The sequence below is a fragment of the Blastococcus mobilis genome, from assembly GCF_900188025.1.
Taxonomy (GTDB): Bacteria; Actinomycetota; Actinomycetes; order Mycobacteriales; family Geodermatophilaceae; genus Blastococcus_B; species Blastococcus_B mobilis.
The window spans coordinates 106,321-122,380 of record NZ_FZNO01000002.1 but is presented as its reverse complement, the minus strand read 5'-3'; the positions used below and the strand labels follow the sequence as shown (position 1 = coordinate 122,380).

The 16,060-nt window shown below is 73.3% G+C and carries 15 protein-coding genes; 8 read left to right on the top strand and 7 right to left on the bottom strand.

Features of this window, described 5'->3' with window-relative positions:
• The first annotated feature begins 181 nt into the window (after positions 1 to 181).
• Positions 182 to 1,027 (top strand): PaaX family transcriptional regulator, encoded by an 846-nt coding sequence (locus CHB94_RS02325; protein WP_089334978.1) that lies wholly within the window; start codon positions 182 to 184, stop codon positions 1,025 to 1,027.
• Between the two features lie 9 nt (positions 1,028 to 1,036).
• On the opposite strand, the gene CHB94_RS24900 is transcribed toward CHB94_RS02325, so the two are convergent.
• Together CHB94_RS24900 and CHB94_RS02315 are read right to left on the bottom strand one after the other, a co-directional pair.
• Positions 1,037 to 1,594, bottom strand: coding sequence for a DUF6158 family protein (locus CHB94_RS24900; protein WP_176445371.1), 558 nt, complete (start codon positions 1,592 to 1,594; stop codon positions 1,037 to 1,039).
• A 10-nt stretch (positions 1,595 to 1,604) separates the two neighbouring features.
• Positions 1,605 to 4,052 carry a bifunctional salicylyl-CoA 5-hydroxylase/oxidoreductase gene (locus CHB94_RS02315; RefSeq protein WP_254920341.1) on the bottom strand — a complete coding sequence of 816 codons (2,448 nt, stop codon included), beginning with the start codon at positions 4,050 to 4,052 and terminating at the stop codon, positions 1,605 to 1,607.
• Positions 4,053 to 4,214: 162 nt separating this feature from the next.
• Here CHB94_RS02315 and CHB94_RS02310 point away from each other — a divergent pair, with 162 nt between their 5' ends.
• Together CHB94_RS02310 and CHB94_RS02305 are read left to right on the top strand one after the other, a co-directional pair.
• Entirely contained in the window at positions 4,215 to 4,991 is a 777-nt protein-coding gene (locus CHB94_RS02310; protein WP_089335143.1) for a cyclase family protein, read from the top strand.
• Complete coding sequence (locus CHB94_RS02305; protein WP_089334977.1) at positions 4,988 to 6,625, top strand: thiamine pyrophosphate-binding protein; 1,638 nt, start codon at positions 4,988 to 4,990, stop codon at positions 6,623 to 6,625. The genes CHB94_RS02310 and CHB94_RS02305 overlap by 4 nt, the downstream gene beginning before the upstream one ends.
• 3 nt (positions 6,626 to 6,628) lie before the next feature.
• Here CHB94_RS02305 and CHB94_RS02300 read toward each other — a convergent pair whose 3' ends face one another.
• Complete coding sequence (locus tag CHB94_RS02300; RefSeq protein ID WP_089334976.1) at positions 6,629 to 8,254, bottom strand: AMP-binding protein; 1,626 nt, start codon at positions 8,252 to 8,254, stop codon at positions 6,629 to 6,631.
• Between the two features lie 134 nt (positions 8,255 to 8,388).
• Between CHB94_RS02300 and CHB94_RS02295 the strand changes: the two genes are divergently transcribed.
• Entirely contained in the window at positions 8,389 to 9,231 is an 843-nt protein-coding gene (locus tag CHB94_RS02295; RefSeq protein ID WP_089335142.1) for a PaaX family transcriptional regulator, read from the top strand.
• A 12-nt stretch (positions 9,232 to 9,243) separates the two neighbouring features.
• Here the strand turns inward: CHB94_RS02295 and CHB94_RS02290 are convergent, their stop codons facing one another.
• Entirely contained in the window at positions 9,244 to 9,648 is a 405-nt protein-coding gene (locus tag CHB94_RS02290) for a RidA family protein (RefSeq protein ID WP_089334975.1), read from the bottom strand.
• Positions 9,645 to 10,442 carry an SDR family NAD(P)-dependent oxidoreductase gene (locus CHB94_RS02285; protein WP_176445370.1) on the bottom strand — a complete coding sequence of 266 codons (798 nt, stop codon included), beginning with the start codon at positions 10,440 to 10,442 and terminating at the stop codon, positions 9,645 to 9,647. Before CHB94_RS02285 ends, CHB94_RS02290 begins: the two co-directional genes overlap by 4 nt.
• A gap of 42 nt (positions 10,443 to 10,484) precedes the next feature.
• On the opposite strand from CHB94_RS02285, the gene CHB94_RS02280 reads away from it, so the two are divergent.
• Positions 10,485 to 11,282, top strand: coding sequence for an enoyl-CoA hydratase-related protein (locus tag CHB94_RS02280; protein ID WP_089334974.1), 798 nt, complete (start codon positions 10,485 to 10,487; stop codon positions 11,280 to 11,282).
• Between the two features lie 31 nt (positions 11,283 to 11,313).
• Positions 11,314 to 11,841, top strand: a complete 528-nt coding sequence (locus tag CHB94_RS02275; protein ID WP_089334973.1) for a gamma carbonic anhydrase family protein — start codon at positions 11,314 to 11,316, stop codon at positions 11,839 to 11,841.
• Positions 11,842 to 11,866: 25 nt separating this feature from the next.
• Here the strand turns inward: CHB94_RS02275 and CHB94_RS02270 are convergent, their stop codons facing one another.
• Positions 11,867 to 12,319 (bottom strand): MaoC family dehydratase, encoded by a 453-nt coding sequence (locus CHB94_RS02270; protein WP_089334972.1) that lies wholly within the window; start codon positions 12,317 to 12,319, stop codon positions 11,867 to 11,869.
• A 96-nt stretch (positions 12,320 to 12,415) separates the two neighbouring features.
• Between CHB94_RS02270 and CHB94_RS02265 the strand changes: the two genes are divergently transcribed.
• Together CHB94_RS02265 and CHB94_RS02260 are read left to right on the top strand one after the other, a co-directional pair.
• Entirely contained in the window at positions 12,416 to 14,194 is a 1,779-nt protein-coding gene (locus CHB94_RS02265) for a feruloyl-CoA synthase (RefSeq protein ID WP_089334971.1), read from the top strand.
• Positions 14,195 to 14,279: 85 nt separating this feature from the next.
• A complete protein-coding gene (locus CHB94_RS02260) occupies positions 14,280 to 15,161 on the top strand; it encodes an amidohydrolase family protein (RefSeq protein WP_254920340.1) in 882 nt (293 codons plus the stop codon).
• Positions 15,162 to 15,168: 7 nt separating this feature from the next.
• Here the strand turns inward: CHB94_RS02260 and CHB94_RS02255 are convergent, their stop codons facing one another.
• Positions 15,169 to 16,053, bottom strand: coding sequence for a PaaX family transcriptional regulator (locus CHB94_RS02255; RefSeq protein ID WP_217899136.1), 885 nt, complete (start codon positions 16,051 to 16,053; stop codon positions 15,169 to 15,171).
• Between the last annotated feature and the right edge of the window lie 7 nt (positions 16,054 to 16,060).

Below are 16,060 nucleotides of genomic sequence, written 5' to 3'. Positions count from 1 at the left end.
GGGCGACGTGCTACAGACGCACGTCCGTCGCCGATGAAGCCTGTAGTGGTACGGGGACATGTGTCAAGACTCACATCGGGGTCAGCGTGGTTGTTACACATCGGTGACCTCGCCAGGGGGGTGCTCGGCGCCCTCGGTGGGATTCGGCTGAGCGCTGACGGGGCGTGGAACGATGTGCTCCGTGGAGGTCGTCGAGGGGCCCGTCGTCACCCGGCGTCAGGAGCTCGGTGCGGCCAGTGCCCGAAGCCTGCTGCTCACCGTGCTGGGGGAGTTCGTGCTGCCCGACGAGCGGCCGGTGTGGACCGCCACGCTCATCGATCTGCTCGCCGACGTCGGCGTCGCCGAGAAGGCCGCACGCCAGGCGATCATGCGCACCGCGGACAGCGGCTGGATCGAGGCCAGCCGGGTCGGGCGGGAGACCCGGTGGACCCTCACCGCCGCGGGAACCCGGCTGCTGCGCGAGGGCACCGACAGGATCTACGGCTTCGCCGCCGACGACCGGCCGTGGGACGGTCGCTGGCTGGTGATGACCGTCGGCGTGCCGGAGAACAACCGGGCGCTGCGGCAGCGACTGCGCACCCGGCTGGGCTGGACCGGGCTGGGATCGGTCAACGCCACCACCTGGGTGACGCCGCGCGTCGACCGCGAGCCCGAGGCCTGTCGGGTCCTCGACGAACTCGGACTGACCATCGGCAGCTGGTCCTTCGTGGCGACCGCCGGCCGGCTCGGCGACGAGCGGTCGCTCGCGCGCACGGCGTGGGACCTCGACGCCATCGAGCGCCGCTACGAGGACTTCCTGGAACTGGTCGGTCGGCCCCGTCCGCGCACCGATCGGCAGGCGCTCGTCGCCCAGATCCGCCTGGTGCAGGAATGGCGCCGGTTCCCGTTGCTCGACCCCGGCCTGCCACGCGAGCTCCTGCCGCCGCGGTGGAGCGGCAACCGCGCCGCCGAGGTGTTCCGCGAGCGGCATGCGGCATGGGCCCCCCGCGCCGCAGCCGCGTGGGCGGAGCTGGCCCGCCGCCACTGAACCGTCCGCTCAGGCCGGGACGGAGTACTGCTCGAGCCAGGCCCGGCCGGCGTCGGTGATCACCCGCGTGTCGCGGTCGGCCTGCAGCAGGGGCGGGTCCTGGCGGTACAGCTGGGCGACCAGGTGGCTGTCGGGGGCCAGCTGCCGGGCGATCTGATGCGCCTCCAGCTTGTGCATCCGGCCGTCCGGTGCCTCGGCGAACCGCCGCAGCAGGGCTGCCTGGGCCTGCACCGGGTCGCGCCGCGCGGTGCTCTGGCCGGTGGCGGCCGCCGGCGGCTGCTCGTCCAGGAGCGCGGTGATCGCGCGCGAGAACGTTTGCACCAGGTCGCGGATGCGGTCGTCCCGGGAGGGCGCCTCCGCCTCGCCGCCGGAGCCCTGCCAGGTCCGCTGCGGGTGCCGGCGCAGGTACTCCTGCTCCAGTTCCAACATCCGCTCGGTGTGCGTGCGGAACTGCTCGGCCGTGCCGTGGAGGAAGACCCAGTGCCGCATGGCGTGCGCGTGCACGCCCTGGCGCTCGAGCTCCTCGTCGGACAGTTCGCGGGCCGGGATCCCCGGTCGGTCGGTCATGGCCGCTCCCTCACTCGGTGCCGCTGGACGCGCTCCCGGGCGGCGCGCCCGGGCCGGTGGTGATGGCGCCATCGTGCTGGTCGGGCGGAGTGATGTCATCCGTTGCCGGGCGCCAGCGGGCGTGCCGGGTGCGCGACTCCCCGTGCCGGACGAGTTCCAGGCGCGGGCGGGGGCCCTCGTTGCGACCGGTCTGCGGTCGGCGGCTGCCCGCCGCGAACGGCTTCGGCCAGACCGCGCCGGGGCCGCTGTAGCCCTGGTCGGCGGCGGCGTGCAGCGTCCACTGGGGGTCGTAGAGGTGGGGGCGGCCGAGCGCGCACAGGTCGGCCCGCCCGGCGAGCAGGATGGAGTTGACGTCGTCGTAGCTGGAGATCGCGCCCACCGCGATCACCGCGATCCCGAACTCGCGGCCGACCTCGTTGCGGATCCGGTCGGCGTAGGGCGTCTGGTAGCTGCGGCCGAAGGCGGGGCGCTCGTCCTTCACGACCTGCCCGGTGGAGACGTCGACGGCGTCGGCGCCGTGCTCGGCGAAGGCGCGCGCCACCGCGACGGCGTCGTCGACGTCGGTGCCGCCCTCGTACCAGTCGGTGGCCGAGATGCGCACGGTCATCGGCCGCTCGGCCGGCCACACGGCGCGGACGGCGTCGAACACCTCGAGCGGGAAGCGCAGCCGGTTCTCCAGCGGACCGCCGTACTCGTCGGTGCGCCGGTTGGACAGCGGGGAGATGAAGGAGGACAGCAGGTAGCCGTGCGCGCAGTGCAGCTCCAGGACGTCGAAGCCGGCGCGGGCCGCGGCCTCGGCGTTGCCCACGAACTGGTCGCGGATGTCCGCGAGCTCGGCCTCGGACAGCTCGCGCGGCACCTGGTTGGCGGGGGAGTAGGGCAGGGCCGACGGCGCGACGACCTCCCAGTTGCCCTCCGGCAGCGGGTCGTCGATGCCCTCCCACATCAGCTTGGTGGAGCCCTTGCGGCCGGAGTGGCCGAGCTGGACGCCGATCTTCGCGTCGGTCGCGCCGTGCACGAAGTCCACGACCCGCTTCCAGGCCGCCTCCTGCTCGGGCGTGTAGAGCCCGCTGCAGCCGGGGGTGATCCGGCCCTCGGGCGAGGTGCACACCATCTCGGTCATCACCAGCGCCGCGCCGCCGAGTGCCTTGCTGCCCAGGTGGACGAGGTGGAAGTCGGTCGGCAGGCCGTCGACGGCGGAGTACATGTCCATCGCCGAGACGATGATCCGGTTCTTCAGCTCCAGCTGTCCCAGTCGGAACGAGTGGAACATCGGTGGCCGCGGCGCGACCGGCTCCGGCTGGGACCGGGCGAACCATTCGTCGATGCCGGCGACGAACTCGGGGTCGCGCAGTCGCAGGTTCTCGTAGGTCACCCGGCGGCTGCGGGTGACGATGTTGAAGGCGAACTGCTCGGGCGCCTGGTGCACGTAGTGCCCGATGTCCTCGAACCACTCGAGGCTGGCCTGGGCGGCGCGCTGCGTGGACAGCACGACCGGGCGGCGCTCCGCCTCGTAGGCGGTGAGTGCGGCGTCGAGGTCGGCGTGCTCGTGCAGGCAGGCGGCCAGCGCGAGGGCGTCCTCCATGGCCAGCTTCGTGCCCGACCCGATGGAGAAGTGTGCGGTGTGCGCCGCGTCGCCGATCAGCACCAGGTTGCCGTGCCGCCAGGTCTCGTTGCGCAGCGACAGGAAGTTCAGCCACTTGGAGTTGTTGGCGAAGACCCGGTGGCCGCCGAGGACGTCGGCGAACAGCTGCTCGACGAGCTCGATGGACTTGGTGTCGCTCTCGCCCGGCGGCAGGTCGAGGGTGGCGACGTCCCCGAAGGCCTTCTGCCACACGTCGTCGTGCATCTCGACGATGAACGTGCTGCCCGTGCGGTCGTAGGGGTAGCCGTGGATCTGCATGACGCCGTGCGGCGTCTCCTCGATGTAGAACTTGAAGGCCTCGAAGACCAGGTCGGTGCCCAGCCACATGTACTTGCTGTGCCGGGTCTCGAGCGTCGGTCGGAACACGTCCTCGTAGGCGGCGCGCAGCTGCGACCGGGCGCCGTCGGCAGCGAGGACGAGGTCGTACTCGCTGCGCAGCCGGTCGGGGTCCGGCGCCGGGGCGCGGAAGTGCACGGTGACGCCGAGGTCGGCGCACCGGCGCTGCAGGACGGCGAGGAGCTCCTTGCGGCTCATGGCGGCGAACCCGTGACCGCCGGAGGTGGTCGTCGTCCCGCGGTAGTGGACGTCGATGTCGTCCCAGCGGGCGAAGTGTCGCTGCATCTCGGCGAACACGACGGGATCGGCGTGCTCGATGCCGCCGAGGGTCTCGTCGGAGAACACGACGCCGAAGCCGAAGGTGTCGTCGGGGGCGTTGCGCTCCCACCCCGTCACGTCGTGCGCCGGGTCGAGCTGCTTGACCAGTGCAGAGAAGTACAGGCCTCCGGGGCCTCCGCCGACAACCGCGATGCGCATGGCTCGTCCTCTGCCTCGGGTGGACCGCGCGTCGAGGGTATGCCGCCTTCAGGACGGTCGTCAACATTGCGCTAGATGCAACTCCGACGAGGAGGGCATTCCCCCGCGACGCCTGGTCACGGAATGCTCTGGCGGTCCGCGTTCCCGACCCGAGGGGGCTCCATGTCGCTCCTGGCCACGCTCGCCGACCGGCTCGCGACCGGTGCGGTCGAGGTCGTCGACCTCACCGCGCCGCTGTCCGCCGAGACGCCGGTCATCCAGCTGCCGCCGCAGTTCGCCCAGACCGCGCCGTTCCAGCTGGAGGAGCTGAGCCGGTACGACGACCGTGGCCCGGCCTGGTACTGGAACAACTTCCGGACCGGCGAGCACACCGGCACGCACTTCGACGCGCCCAACCACTGGGTGACGGGGCGGGACCGGGAGGACGTCGCCTCGGTGCCGGCCGCCCGGCTGATCGCCCCCGCCGCCGTCCTGGACTTCTCCGCCCAGGTCGCAGACGACCCGGACTTCCTGCTCGAGGTCCACCACGTCCGGGAGTGGGAGTCGGTCCACGGGCCGCTGCCCGCCGGCGGGTGGCTGCTCTACCGCACCGGCTGGGACGCCCGCTCCGGATCCCAGGAGCAGTTCCTCAACGCCGACGACGCCGGCCCGCACACACCGGGCGTCTCACCGGCCTGCGCCCGCTGGTTGGCCGAGGAGGCTCCGGTCATCGGGCTGGGCGTGGAGACGGTGGGCACCGATGCGGGCGCGGCGCACTCCTTCGACCCGCCCTTCCCGTGCCACGCCGCGCTCATGGGCAGCGGCAAGTACGGCCTGACCCAGCTGCAGAACCTCGCCCTGCTGCCGCCGACCGGCGCGGTGCTGATCGCCGCGCCCCTGCCGATCGTCACCGGCTCCGGAGCGCCGTCGCGGGTGCTGGCGCTGGTCGAGCGCCGATGACCGTCGCGCACGAGGTCGGGCGGGCGCTGGTCCACGCCGGCATCGACACCGCCTTCGGAGTCGTCGGATCGGGCAACTTCGTCGTCACCAACGCGATGGTGGCGGCGGGCGCCCGGTACGTGGCCGCGCGGCACGAGGGTGGCGCGGCCACCATGGCCGACGCCTACGCCCGCATGACCGGCGGCCCGGCGGCGGTCACCGTCCACCAGGGCTGCGGGCTGACCAACGCCCTGACCGGGGTGACCGAGGCGGCCAAGAGCCGCACGGCGCTGGTCGTCGTCGCCGCGGAGGCCACGCAGCCGCGGTCGAACTTCTTCGTCGACCAGGCAGCGCTGGCCGCGGCGGTCGGCGCGGTACCGGTGCGGATCGCGTCCGCAGCCGACGCGGCCGGCCAGGCCGCCGCGGCGGTCGCCCGGGCGGTGGAGGAGCGCCGGGTCGTGCTGCTGAACCTTCCCCTGGACGTGCAGGGGGAGGCAGCCGCGGCCGGGGAGGTGACCGTCCGGCCGGCGCCGTTCCCTCCGGCGCCGGTCGACCTCGACGGCGTCCGACGGCTGGCCGACGCGCTGCGGGTCGCCCGCCGACCGGTGTTCGTGGCCGGCCGGGGCGCCCGCGGGCCGGGCTGCCAGGCCGCGCTCGAGGCGCTCGCCGCCCGCTGCGGCGCCCTGCTGGCGACCTCCGCGGTGGCCAAGGGGCTGTTCGCGGGCGGCCCCTGGTCGCTGGACGTGTCCGGTGGCTTCGCCTCGCCGCTGGCCGCCGAGCTGATCTCCGGCGCGGACCTTGTCGTCGGCTGGGGCTGCGCGCTGAACATGTGGACGACGCGGCACGGGCGGCTGATCGGCGAGGACGCCGTCGTCGCTCAGGTCGACCTCGACGCCGACGCGCTCGGCGCCCACCGGGATGTCGCCGTCGGGGTCGTCGGCGACGTGCGGGCCACGGCGGAGGCGGTGGCGGCCGTCCTCGACGGCCCGGACGCCGCCGGCTACCGGACGGCCGAGGTCGCGACGGCCATCCGCGAGCGCGTGCGCTGGCGGGACGTGCCGTTCTCCGACCGGGGCGGGGAGGGACGGATCGACCCGCGCGCCCTGACGATCGCCCTGGACGACCTGCTGCCCGCCGAGCGCGTGGTGGCGGTCGACTCGGGCAACTTCATGGGGTACCCGAGCATGTTCCTCGACGTCCCGGACGAGTTCGGCTTCTGCTTCACCCAGGCGTTCCAGTCGGTCGGCCTGGGCCTGTCCACCGCGATCGGGGCAGCGCTCGCCCGCCCGGATCGGCTCCCGGTGGCCGCCCTCGGCGACGGCGGGGCGCTGATGGGCGCCTCCGAGCTGGAGACCGTCGTGCGGCTGGGCCTGCCGATGGTGGTCATCGTCTACGACGACGCCGCCTATGGCGCCGAGGTGCACCACTTCGGGCCGGAGGGCCACCCGCTGGACACGGTGCGGTTCCCCGAGACGGACTTCGCCGCCCTCGCCCGCGGGTACGGCTTCGACGCGGTCACCGCGCGCACCGTCGACGACCTCGCGCCGGTGGCCGCCTGGCTGGCCGGCCCGCGCTCGGCGCCGCTGCTGATCGACGCAAAGGTGGCGGCGGGCGAGCCGTCCTGGTGGCTGGAGGAGGCGTTCCGGGGGCACTGACGGTCAGCGCAGCTTGTACCGCTGGAGCTTCCCCGTGCTGGTCCGCGGCAGGGTGTCTACGAACTCGACCACCCGCGGCCGCTTGTAGGGCGCGATCGCCTGCTTGACGAAGTCCTGCAGCTCCTCGGCGGACACGTCGCGACTGCGGTCGGGGTTCAGGACGACGAACGCCTTGACGATCATGCCGCGTTCGGGGTCGGGGGCGCCGACCACGGCGCAGTCGACGACCTCGGGGTGGCCGAGCAGCGCCTGCTCCACCTCGGGCCCGGCGATGTTGTAGCCGGCGGAGACGATCATGTCGTCGGTCCGGGCCTGGTAGTAGAAGTAGCCGTCGGTGTCGCGCACGTAGGTGTCGCCGGTGACGTTCCAGCCGTCGCGCACGTACACCTCCTGCCGGTCGCCGCGCAGGTACCGGCAGCCGGTCGGGCCCCGGACGGCCAGATGGCCGGGGGTCCCGTCGGGCACCGGCCGGCCGTCGTCGCCGAGGACCGTCGCGGTGTAGCCGGGCACGGCGCGGCCGGTGGAGCCCGGGCGGATGTCGTCGTCGGCGGCCGAGATGAAGATGTGCAGCAGCTCGGTGGCGCCGATCCCGTCGATGATCTTCAGCCCGGTCGCGTCGTGGACGGCGTGCCACACGCTGCCCGGCAGCGCCTCGCCGGCCGAGACCGCGCGCCGCAGTCCCGCGAGCTTGTCCGCGTGGCCGCCCGCGATGATCGCCTTGTACGCGGTCGGCGCGGTGAACAGGACCGTCACCCCGTGCCGGGCGACGGCGTCGGCGAGCAGGTCCGGGGTGGCTTTCGGGAGCAGCAGCGTGCTGGCACCCACGCGCAGCGGGAAGACCACGAGACCGCCCAGGCCGTAGGTGAACCCGATCGGCGGCGACCCGGTGAACACGTCGTCCGGCCGGGGGCGCAGCACGTGCGCTGCGAAGGTGTCGGCGATGGCGAGCACGTCCCGGTGGAAGTGCATGGTGGCCTTCGGCCGGCCGGTGGTGCCGGAGGTGAAGGCCAGCAGGGCCACGTCGTCGGCGGCGGTCGGCACGTCGTCGAACTCCGCCGGCTTCCCGGCCGCCCGCACGCACAGGTCGTCGTCGGCCGCCGAGCCGAAGAACGCCGTCGTCAACCCGGGGATCGCCGCCCGCTCCAGGTCCTCGCCCAGCCGGTGATCGCACAGCGCCACGCTCGGGCGGCACATCTCGCCCATCGTCGCCAGCTCCCCGGCGCGCAGCAGCGGCATCGTCGTCACCGCGACCCCGCCGGCCTTCAGGACGGCGAACCAGCAGGCGACCAGCCAGGGCTCGTTGAAGCCGCGCAGCAGCACCCGGTTGCCCGGGACCAGGCCGAGGTCTTCGACCAGGACGTGGGCGATCCGGTTCGCCTGCGCCCGCAGGTCGCCGTAGCTCCAGTTCGGCCCGTCCGGCGAGCGCAGGCACGGCCGGTCCGGGCCCAGCCGCTCGATGGTCGCGGCGAGCAGCTCGGTGGCGCAGTTGAGCCGCTCGCCGTAGTCCAGGGTGCCCAGGTCGAGCACCGGCCACTGGTCGAGCGGCGGCAGGTTGTCCCGGCAGAAGGTGTCCGTGTGGGCCGAGGGGCTCAGCGTGCTGAGTCCGGCGGCGGAGGGGTGCTGCGCCATCGAGGTACCTCTCCAGAGGTCGCCGGAGTGCGGCGAGGCCGGCGGTCGAGCGCAAGTATGGCGACTACCTGACGAGAGTCAACAACGCGCCATACCTTGGTCCGTCCGGCGCCCGTCGTCGCTATCGTGTGCCGGTGACCGCCGTCGAGGAGGCAACCACCCAGTCCGGTGCGCTGCAGCCGCGGCAGCTCATCGTGACCCTGTACGGGCTCTACGCCCGTGAGTGCGGCGGCTGGCTCTCGATCGCTGCCGTCGTCCGGCTCATGGCCGCCCTGGGCGTGGAGGAACCCGCCGTCCGCTCCTCGATCTCCCGGCTGAAGCGGCGGGGGTTGCTCGACGCCCTGCGGATGGACGGCGTCGCCGGCTACGCGCTCACCGAGGTGGCCCGGGACATCCTGGCCGACGGTGACGCCCGCATCTTCGGCCGGCGCCGCGCGGACGAGTCCGACGGCTGGCTGCTGGTCGTCTTCTCGGTGCCCGAGTCCGAGCGGGACAAGCGGCACCAGTTGCGGTCCGAGCTGACCCGGCTGGGCTTCGGTACCGTCGCCCCGGGCGTATGGGTGGCGCCGGGTCACCTGGCGGACGAGGCCGCCGAGGTGCTGGCGCGCCGCGGCCTGGCCGGATACGTCGAGCTCTTCCGCGGCGCGCACCTGGCGCTCGGGCAGATCCGCGACAACGTCGCCCACTGGTGGGACCTGGGTCAGTTGCACGCCCGGTACGCCGAGTTCCTCGAGCGGCAGGAGCCGGTGCGCGAACGCATCGTGGCCGGCGATGGAGCCGGGCCCGGGCAGGCGTTCGCCGACTACGTGCGGCTGCTCACCGACTGGCGGCGGCTGGCCTATGCCGATCCGGGCCTGCCGCTCGACCTGCTGCCGGCCGACTGGAACGGGGCGCGCGCCGCCGAGTTGTTCAGCGAGCTGCGCGGCCGGTTGGCCGGGCCGGCGCACGAGCACGCCCGCCGCCTCATCGGCGCCTGATCGCCGCCGTGCTCAGGCGGGGAGTGCGGCGATCCCTTGCACCTCGACGAGGGCCTCGTCGTCCCACAGGCGGGCGATGCCGATCCCCGCCATCGCCGGGTAGTCGGTGCCGACGAGCCGGCGCCACACGCCACCGATCTCCCGGGCGTGGGCCTTGTAGTCGGCGAGGTCGACGGCGTAGACGGTCAGCGTGACCAGGTGCGCCGGTTCGCCACCGGCCGCGCGCAGGGCGGTCAGCAGGTTGCCGAGCGCCTGTTCGAACTGTGCGACGACACCCTCGCCGACGATCCGCCCCTCGCCGTCCATCGAGGTCTGGCCCGCGAGGAACACGGTCCGGCCCGGGCCCGCGACGACGGCATGGCTGAAGCCGGCCGGTCGGGCCAGCTCCGCAGGGTTGATCCGCTCAAGACCGCTCATGACTGCACCGCTCCTCCGTCGACGTTCAGCGCCTGTCCGGTGATCGCCGCGCTGTGCACGCACAGCAGCACCGCGTCGGCGACCTCCTCCGGGTCGATCAGCCGTCCGATCGGCTGGCGGCGTGCGAGCGCCTCGCGCGCCTGCTCCTCGGAGCGGCCGGTGGTGGCGCTGATGCTCGCGACCGTCTCCGCGGTCATCGGGGTGTCGACGTAGGCCGGGCAGACGGCGTTCACCGTGACCCCCTTCGGAGCGACCTCGGCTGCCGCCGACCTGACCAGCCCGAGCAGGCCGTGCTTGCTGGCGGTGTACGCGCTCACGTACGGATCGCCCCGCTTGGCGGCGATCGACGCGACGGCGACGACGCGGCCCCAGCCCTGGTCGACCATGCCGGGCAGTGCGCGGCGCAGCAGCCGGAACGGCGCGGTGAGGTTGAGATCGAGCATGCGGGCCCAGTCCTCGTCGGTGGTCCGCACGACGGGGGCCGACGTCCCGGCGCCGGCGTTGAGCACGAGCACGTCCACCGGGCCGCCCCACTCCTGCTCGATGCGGGAGATCACGGTGTCCGCGGCCCCGGGATCGGTGAGATCGGCGGGAACGGTCAGCGAGGGCCCCGGGAGCCGTGCGGCCACCGCGGTGAGCTCGTCGCCGCTACGGGCGGTGAGCGCGACGTGATGTCCCTCGGCGGACAGGCGGGAGGCGACCGCCGCGCCGATCCCTCGCCCGGCACCGGTGACCAGGCAGCGGCGGGTGGGCACGGCGGGAGCCTGCCACTCGCTGTTGACGCCCGTCAACATGACGACATACTCGGGGCACCGTCGACGGGAAGGGGCGCGCTGATGAAGCTCGAGGAGTTCACCGACATCCGGTACGAGGTGGAGGAGGACAACCACGCGGTCATCACGATCGACCGGCAGGACCGGATGAACTCGTTCCGCGGCCGCACCGTGGACGAGCTGATCTCGGCGTTCAAGCACGCCTGGGCCGATCGCCGGGTCGCCGCCGTCGTCCTCACCGCCGCCGGCGAGCGGGCCTTCTGCACCGGTGGTGACGTCAAGGAACGGGCCGAGACCGGCGGGTACGGCGAGACCGAGTGGGGCACGTTCGAGATCGAGCGGCTGCACCGGATCATCCGGGACATCCCCAAGCCGGTGATCGCCGCCGTCAACGGCATCGCGATCGGCGGCGGCCACGTGCTGCACGTGCTGTGCGACCTGACCGTCGCTGCGGAGAACGCCACGTTCGCACAGGCGGGGCCCCGGGTCGGCTCCTTCGACGCCGGCTTCGGCTCGGCGTACCTGGCCCGCGTCGTGGGCGAGAAGCGGGCCCGCCAGATCTGGTTTCTGCTCGACCGGTACGACGCGGCGACCGCGGAGCGCTGGGGGCTGGTGAACGAGGTCGTGCCCAAGGAGGAGCTGATGGAGACCGCCCGGGCGTGGGCCCGCAAGATCGGCTCCTACTCGCCGACGGCGATCAAGTTCCTCAAGCACTCCTTCAACGCCGACACCGATCACCTGAGCGGGATTTCCCACCTCGCCTTCGACGGACTGGAGCACTACGCGAAGAGCGAGGAGGGCATGGAGGGCGCCCGCGCCTTCGCGGAGAAGCGCCAGCCGGACTTCTCGCCCTACCGCTGACCGGCGGCGGCCGGCACCTACGCTCCCGCCCATGCCGCTGTTCTCGTTCGAAGGCCGGTCGCCGCACGTCCACCCCGAGGCGTGGGTCGCTCCCACGGCGACACTGATCGGCGAGGTCGTCGTCGAGGCCGGCGCCTCGGTCTGGTACGGGGTCGTGCTCCGGGCCGACTTCGGTCGCATCGTGATCCGCGCCGGGGCGAACGTGCAGGACAACTCGGTGCTCCACGGCGGTGCCGACCCGGAGACGGAGATCGGGCCGGGTGCCACTGTCGGCCACATGTGCGTCGTCCACGGCGCGGTGATCGGCGCGGAGGCCCTGATCGGGAACGGCGCCACCGTGCAGGACGGCGCGCGCATCGGCCCCCGCGCCCTGATCGGTGCGCACAGCCTCGTACCGCCGGAAGCCGTGATCCCGGCGGAGGTCCTGGCGCTGGGGGCCCCCGCCCGCGTGCGCGGCCCGCTGACGGAGACCGCGGCCGGGTGGGTCGACGGCAACCCGTCGGCCTACCGGGAGCTGGCCCGCCGCCATGCGGCCGGGATCGCCGAGGTGGGCTCGTAGCCCGCGCGACGAAGCCCAGCCGAGGTCAGCCGGAGGGGCGGGTGCGGATGAAGTTCATCGCGGTCATGCGCAGGACCGCGTCCCCGCGCTGGTCGACCAGCTCGATGCGGGTGCGCACCAGGCCGCGGTCGGGCTTGGTCCGCGACACCCGGGCGTCCTCCACCGTCGTCCGCAGCACGAGGTCGTCGCCCGGGCGGACCGGGAGGACCCACCGCAGCTCGTCGACCCCCGGCGAGCCGAGGCTGGACACCGGGGACAGGTACTCCTGGGCGAACAGTCGCATCATCAGCGCGCAGGTGTGCCAACCGCTGGCGATGAGCCCGCCGTACGGACCCTCGGCGGCCGCCTCGGGGTCGACGTGGAACGGCTGCGGGTCGAACCGCCGTCCGAAGTCGACCAGTTCGGCCTCGTCCACGCGTACCGTGCCGAGCTCGGACGTCGTACCGACGACGTAGTCCTCGAACCACCGCGTGCTCACGAACTCAACCTAGGTGCACGGCGTCGGGCGTGGGCGGATGGCCGAACCGGGTGGCCGGTCCGTCGCCCGCACCCCCGTCCTGGAGGTCAGGAACCGATGGTGGACACGTTCGCCCCGCCCCGCATCGAGGTCGAACGGCGGCCCGACGGACGGCTGCTGCTGCGGTCGGTGGAGCCGCTGGCCGACTACCCGGTCAGCGTCGTCCACTCCTTCCGTGCGGGCAGCGAGGCGCATCCCGACCGGCTGCTCGTCGCCGAACGGCTGGGGGAGGAGTGGGCGCGGTTGACCTGGGGAGAGGCCCGGACGCAGGCCGATGCGCTTGCCCAGGGCCTGCTCGACCGCGGCCTGGCCGACCGGCCGGTCATGGTGCTGTCCGGCAACAGCCGGCTGCACCTGGTCGTCGCGCTCGCCGCGATGACGGTCGGGGCGACGCTGGTCCCGACCAGCGTGGCCTACTCGCTGCAGAGCACCGACCACGCCAAGCTGCGGGCGATGGTCGACCTGGTCGATCCGGGGCTCGTGGTCGCCGAGGATGCCTCGTTCGCCGGCGCCGTCGAGGCCGTCGCCGCGGGGCGGACGGTCCTCAGCCCCGACGCCGCCCTCCCCGGAGCGCTGCACCCCGACGACCTGGCGGCGACGCCCACGGACGAGGTGGACCGCCGGTGCGCGGCGCTGCGCCGGGAGGACGTCGCCAAGATCCTCTTCACGTCCGGGTCGACGGGCGCGCCGAAGGGCGTGCTCAACACCCACGGGATGCTGTCGGCCAACCAGCAGCAGATGCGGCAGGCATGGCCGTTCCTCCAGGACGAGCCGCCGGTCCTGCTCGACTGGCTGCCGTGGAGCCACACCTTCGGCGGCAACCACGACACCAACCTGGTCCTGGTCAACGGCGGCACCCTGTGGATCGACGACGGCCGGCCGGTCCCCGGGCTCGTCGAGCGGACGGTGCGCAACCTGGCCGACGCGCGGCCGACCATCTACCTGAACGTGCCCGCCGGATACGCGGCGCTGCTGCCGCACCTGGAACGCGATCCGGCTGCGGCGCAGGCCTTCCTCTCCCGGCTCCGGCTGGGCTTCTTCGCCGCCGCGGCCCTGCCGCAGCAGTTGTGGGACCGGCTGCAGAAGCTCTCGGCGGAGCACGGCGGTGCGATGCAGATGACCACGTCGTGGGGGCTGACCGAGACGGCGCCCGCGGCGACGTCGGCGCACTTCCCGATCACCCGCAGCGACTCGCTCGGCGTGCCGCTCCCCGGCGTCGAGCTGGCCCTCGTGCCGACCGGCGACAAGACCGAGGTCCGGGTGCGGGGAGCCAACGTCACCCCCGGCTACCACGGCCGGCCCGACCTGACCGGGGCCGCGTTCGACGAGGAGGGCTTCTTCCGCACCGGTGACGCCGTGATCCTCGCCGATCCGGACGACGTGGCGGCGGGCCTGCTCTTCCAGGGTCGGATCGCGGAGGACTTCAAGTTGTCGACCGGCACGTTCGTCAGCGTGGGCACCCTGCGGCCCCAGCTCCTGTCGGCGTCGCACGGGCTGCTCACCGACGCGGTGATCTGCGGTGAGAACGGGCTCGAGGTCACGGCCATGGTGTGGCTGCACCCGGACCACACGCACCGCTGCGACGACGACGGCGTCCCGGACAGCGGGCTCAGGGCCGAGCTCGCGCAGACGCTCGAGCGCCTGGCCGCGCAGGGCGGGGGATCGTCCCAGCGGGTGGAGCGACTGCTCGTCCTCCGGGAGCCCGCGGTGCTCGACGCCGGAGAGATCACCGACAAGGGCTACGTGAACCAGCGCGCTGTGCGGGAGCGCCGGGCCGACCTGGTGGCGCTGCTCTCGGCGGAGCCGCCGCCCCGGCAGGTCGTCGTCCGCGGATAGTCGTCCAGGTCGGTGCCGGGACGGCCGGTGGCGCGCAGATGTGCTACACAGCGAAGGCGCCGGAGCGGAGCTGCGTAGCGCCTGGGTGAGCGAGGAGGACCGCTGGATGCTCGACGGACACCTGCTGGTCGACGCGCACGTGCACGTGCCGGTCCTGGGCTCGCTGGCGCCGGCCTGGATCGACTGGGCGCGGCAGTTCGGAGCACCCGGGATCCTCGACCGGATCTGGCGCCCGGACGGCACGCCCGACCCGGCGGCGCTCGACGGGCTCATGGGCGACGAGGGCGTCGACGTCGCCCTGCTCTTCTGCGAGTACAGCCCCAAGGCCACCGGCTACCAGCACTTCGACGACCTGCTGCCGATCGTCGAGCACAACCCGCGGCGGTTCCGGCCGGTCGCCAACGTCAACCCGCACCTGCACTTCCCGATCGCCCGCGAGCTCCAGCGGCAGCTCGACCACGGCGCGGCGGCGCTGAAGATCCACCCGGTGCACGGTGGCTTCCGAGCCGACGACGCGGCGCTCTACCCGGCCTACTCGGTGCTGGTGGAGCGGGGCGTGCCGCTCGTCGTGCACTGCGGCACCAGCAGCTTCCCCGGCTCCACCAACGCGTACGCCGATCCGATGCACCTGGATGCGGTCCTGCGCGACTTCCCGGAGCTGGACGTCGTCCTGGCGCACGGTGGCCGGGGCTGGTGGTACGACGCCGCGGCCTTCCTCGCGGTCTCCCGGCCCAACGTGTGGATCGAGCTGTCGGGTCTGCCGCCCAAGCGGCTGCCCGAGTACTACAGCCGCTTCGACCTGGGCCGGCTGGCCGGCAAGTGGATCTACGGCACCGACTGGCCCGGCGTTCCCGGGCAGGCCGCCAACGCGCGGGCCGTCGCGTCCCTCGGCCTGCCCGACGACGTCGTCCCGCTGGTGCTCGGGGGCAACGCGCTCCGCGTCTACGCCGGGCTCGATCCCGCCTGATGACGGGTCAGGTCTGTCGTTCGAGCACTTCGGCGACGTAGCCGTCGGCGGGTCCGGCGAGCGCGTCATGTGCCGCGACGAACAGCTCGTGCGCTCGCCGCCCCGGCCACCCCTCGGGCAGCAGCTCGGCGGGGAGGTCCGGGTCGCGGAAGGGGAAGGCCCGGTAGGCAGAGACGAGCTCGATCCGCAGCCGCAGTGCGTCGGGACCGGGGAGTTCCTCGAGCGCACTGGGCGGGGGAAGCGCCAGGAGCCGGTCGACGAGGTCGGCGTAGTCCCTGCCCAAGCCGTTCAGGTCCCAGCAGCGGGCGGCCATCTCCCGGTCGGCCGCCCCACCGCCGGACCGGCAGGTGAGCAGGTCCACCTTCGTCGCGGGGGAGGCGGCCACGGCCCGGGCCACCTGCTCCAGTCGCGGGTGGGGGCTGACCCAGGTCGCGGGCGCGAGGGGGCCGAACCCGAGCCAGGTCAGTGTCCGGCGCAGCCGGTCCCGGTCGGTCCGGTCCCGCTCGGCGGCGCCGTAGATGACCATGCGCCACTGCCCGTCCCAGGGTTCGCGCTGCCGGTCGAAGATGCGGGTACGGCCTTCGTCGAGCAGTCGCCAGCTGGTGTCGGTCAGCGTGTAGACGGTCTGCCGGCCTTCGCGGCGGGTCTCGAACCAGCCCTCGCGCCGCATCCGGGCGAGCACCACGCGCGTCGTGCTCTCGCCGACGCCGAATGCCTCGAGGAGTTCGCCGAGCGCCTGCAGCCGAGCCGCGCCGCCGTGGTAGCGGAGGTGGTCACCGAAGAGATCGAAGACGATCGCCCGCGGCTTCATCCCCGGCGGCCCGACGGCACCGGGGGCGACGGTCGGGTGCGGGTCATCGTCGGCCTCCGGTGTGGTGTGCGGAACGTCCATCCTGTGC

Bases quoted from the DNA above. Each gene is read 5' to 3' on its own strand.
- CHB94_RS02305 (WP_089334977.1), top strand. From the start codon at position 4,988: ATGACCGTCGCGCACGAGGTCGGGCGGGCGCTGGTCCACGCCGGCATC.
- CHB94_RS02315 (WP_254920341.1), bottom strand. From the start codon at position 4,052: ATGCGCATCGCGGTTGTCGGCGGAGGCCCCGGAGGCCTGTACTTCTCT.
- CHB94_RS02300 (WP_089334976.1), bottom strand. From the start codon at position 8,254: ATGGCGCAGCACCCCTCCGCCGCCGGACTCAGCACGCTGAGCCCCTCG.
- CHB94_RS02290 (WP_089334975.1), bottom strand. From the start codon at position 9,648: ATGAGCGGTCTTGAGCGGATCAACCCTGCGGAGCTGGCCCGACCGGCC.
- CHB94_RS02275 (WP_089334973.1), top strand. From the start codon at position 11,314: ATGCCGCTGTTCTCGTTCGAAGGCCGGTCGCCGCACGTCCACCCCGAG.
- CHB94_RS02265 (WP_089334971.1), top strand. From the start codon at position 12,416: ATGGTGGACACGTTCGCCCCGCCCCGCATCGAGGTCGAACGGCGGCCC.
- CHB94_RS02280 (WP_089334974.1), top strand. From the start codon at position 10,485: ATGAAGCTCGAGGAGTTCACCGACATCCGGTACGAGGTGGAGGAGGAC.
- CHB94_RS02285 (WP_176445370.1), bottom strand. From the start codon at position 10,442: ATGTTGACGGGCGTCAACAGCGAGTGGCAGGCTCCCGCCGTGCCCACC.
- CHB94_RS24900 (WP_176445371.1), bottom strand. From the start codon at position 1,594: ATGACCGACCGACCGGGGATCCCGGCCCGCGAACTGTCCGACGAGGAG.
- CHB94_RS02310 (WP_089335143.1), top strand. From the start codon at position 4,215: ATGTCGCTCCTGGCCACGCTCGCCGACCGGCTCGCGACCGGTGCGGTC.
- CHB94_RS02255 (WP_217899136.1), bottom strand. From the start codon at position 16,053: ATGGACGTTCCGCACACCACACCGGAGGCCGACGATGACCCGCACCCG.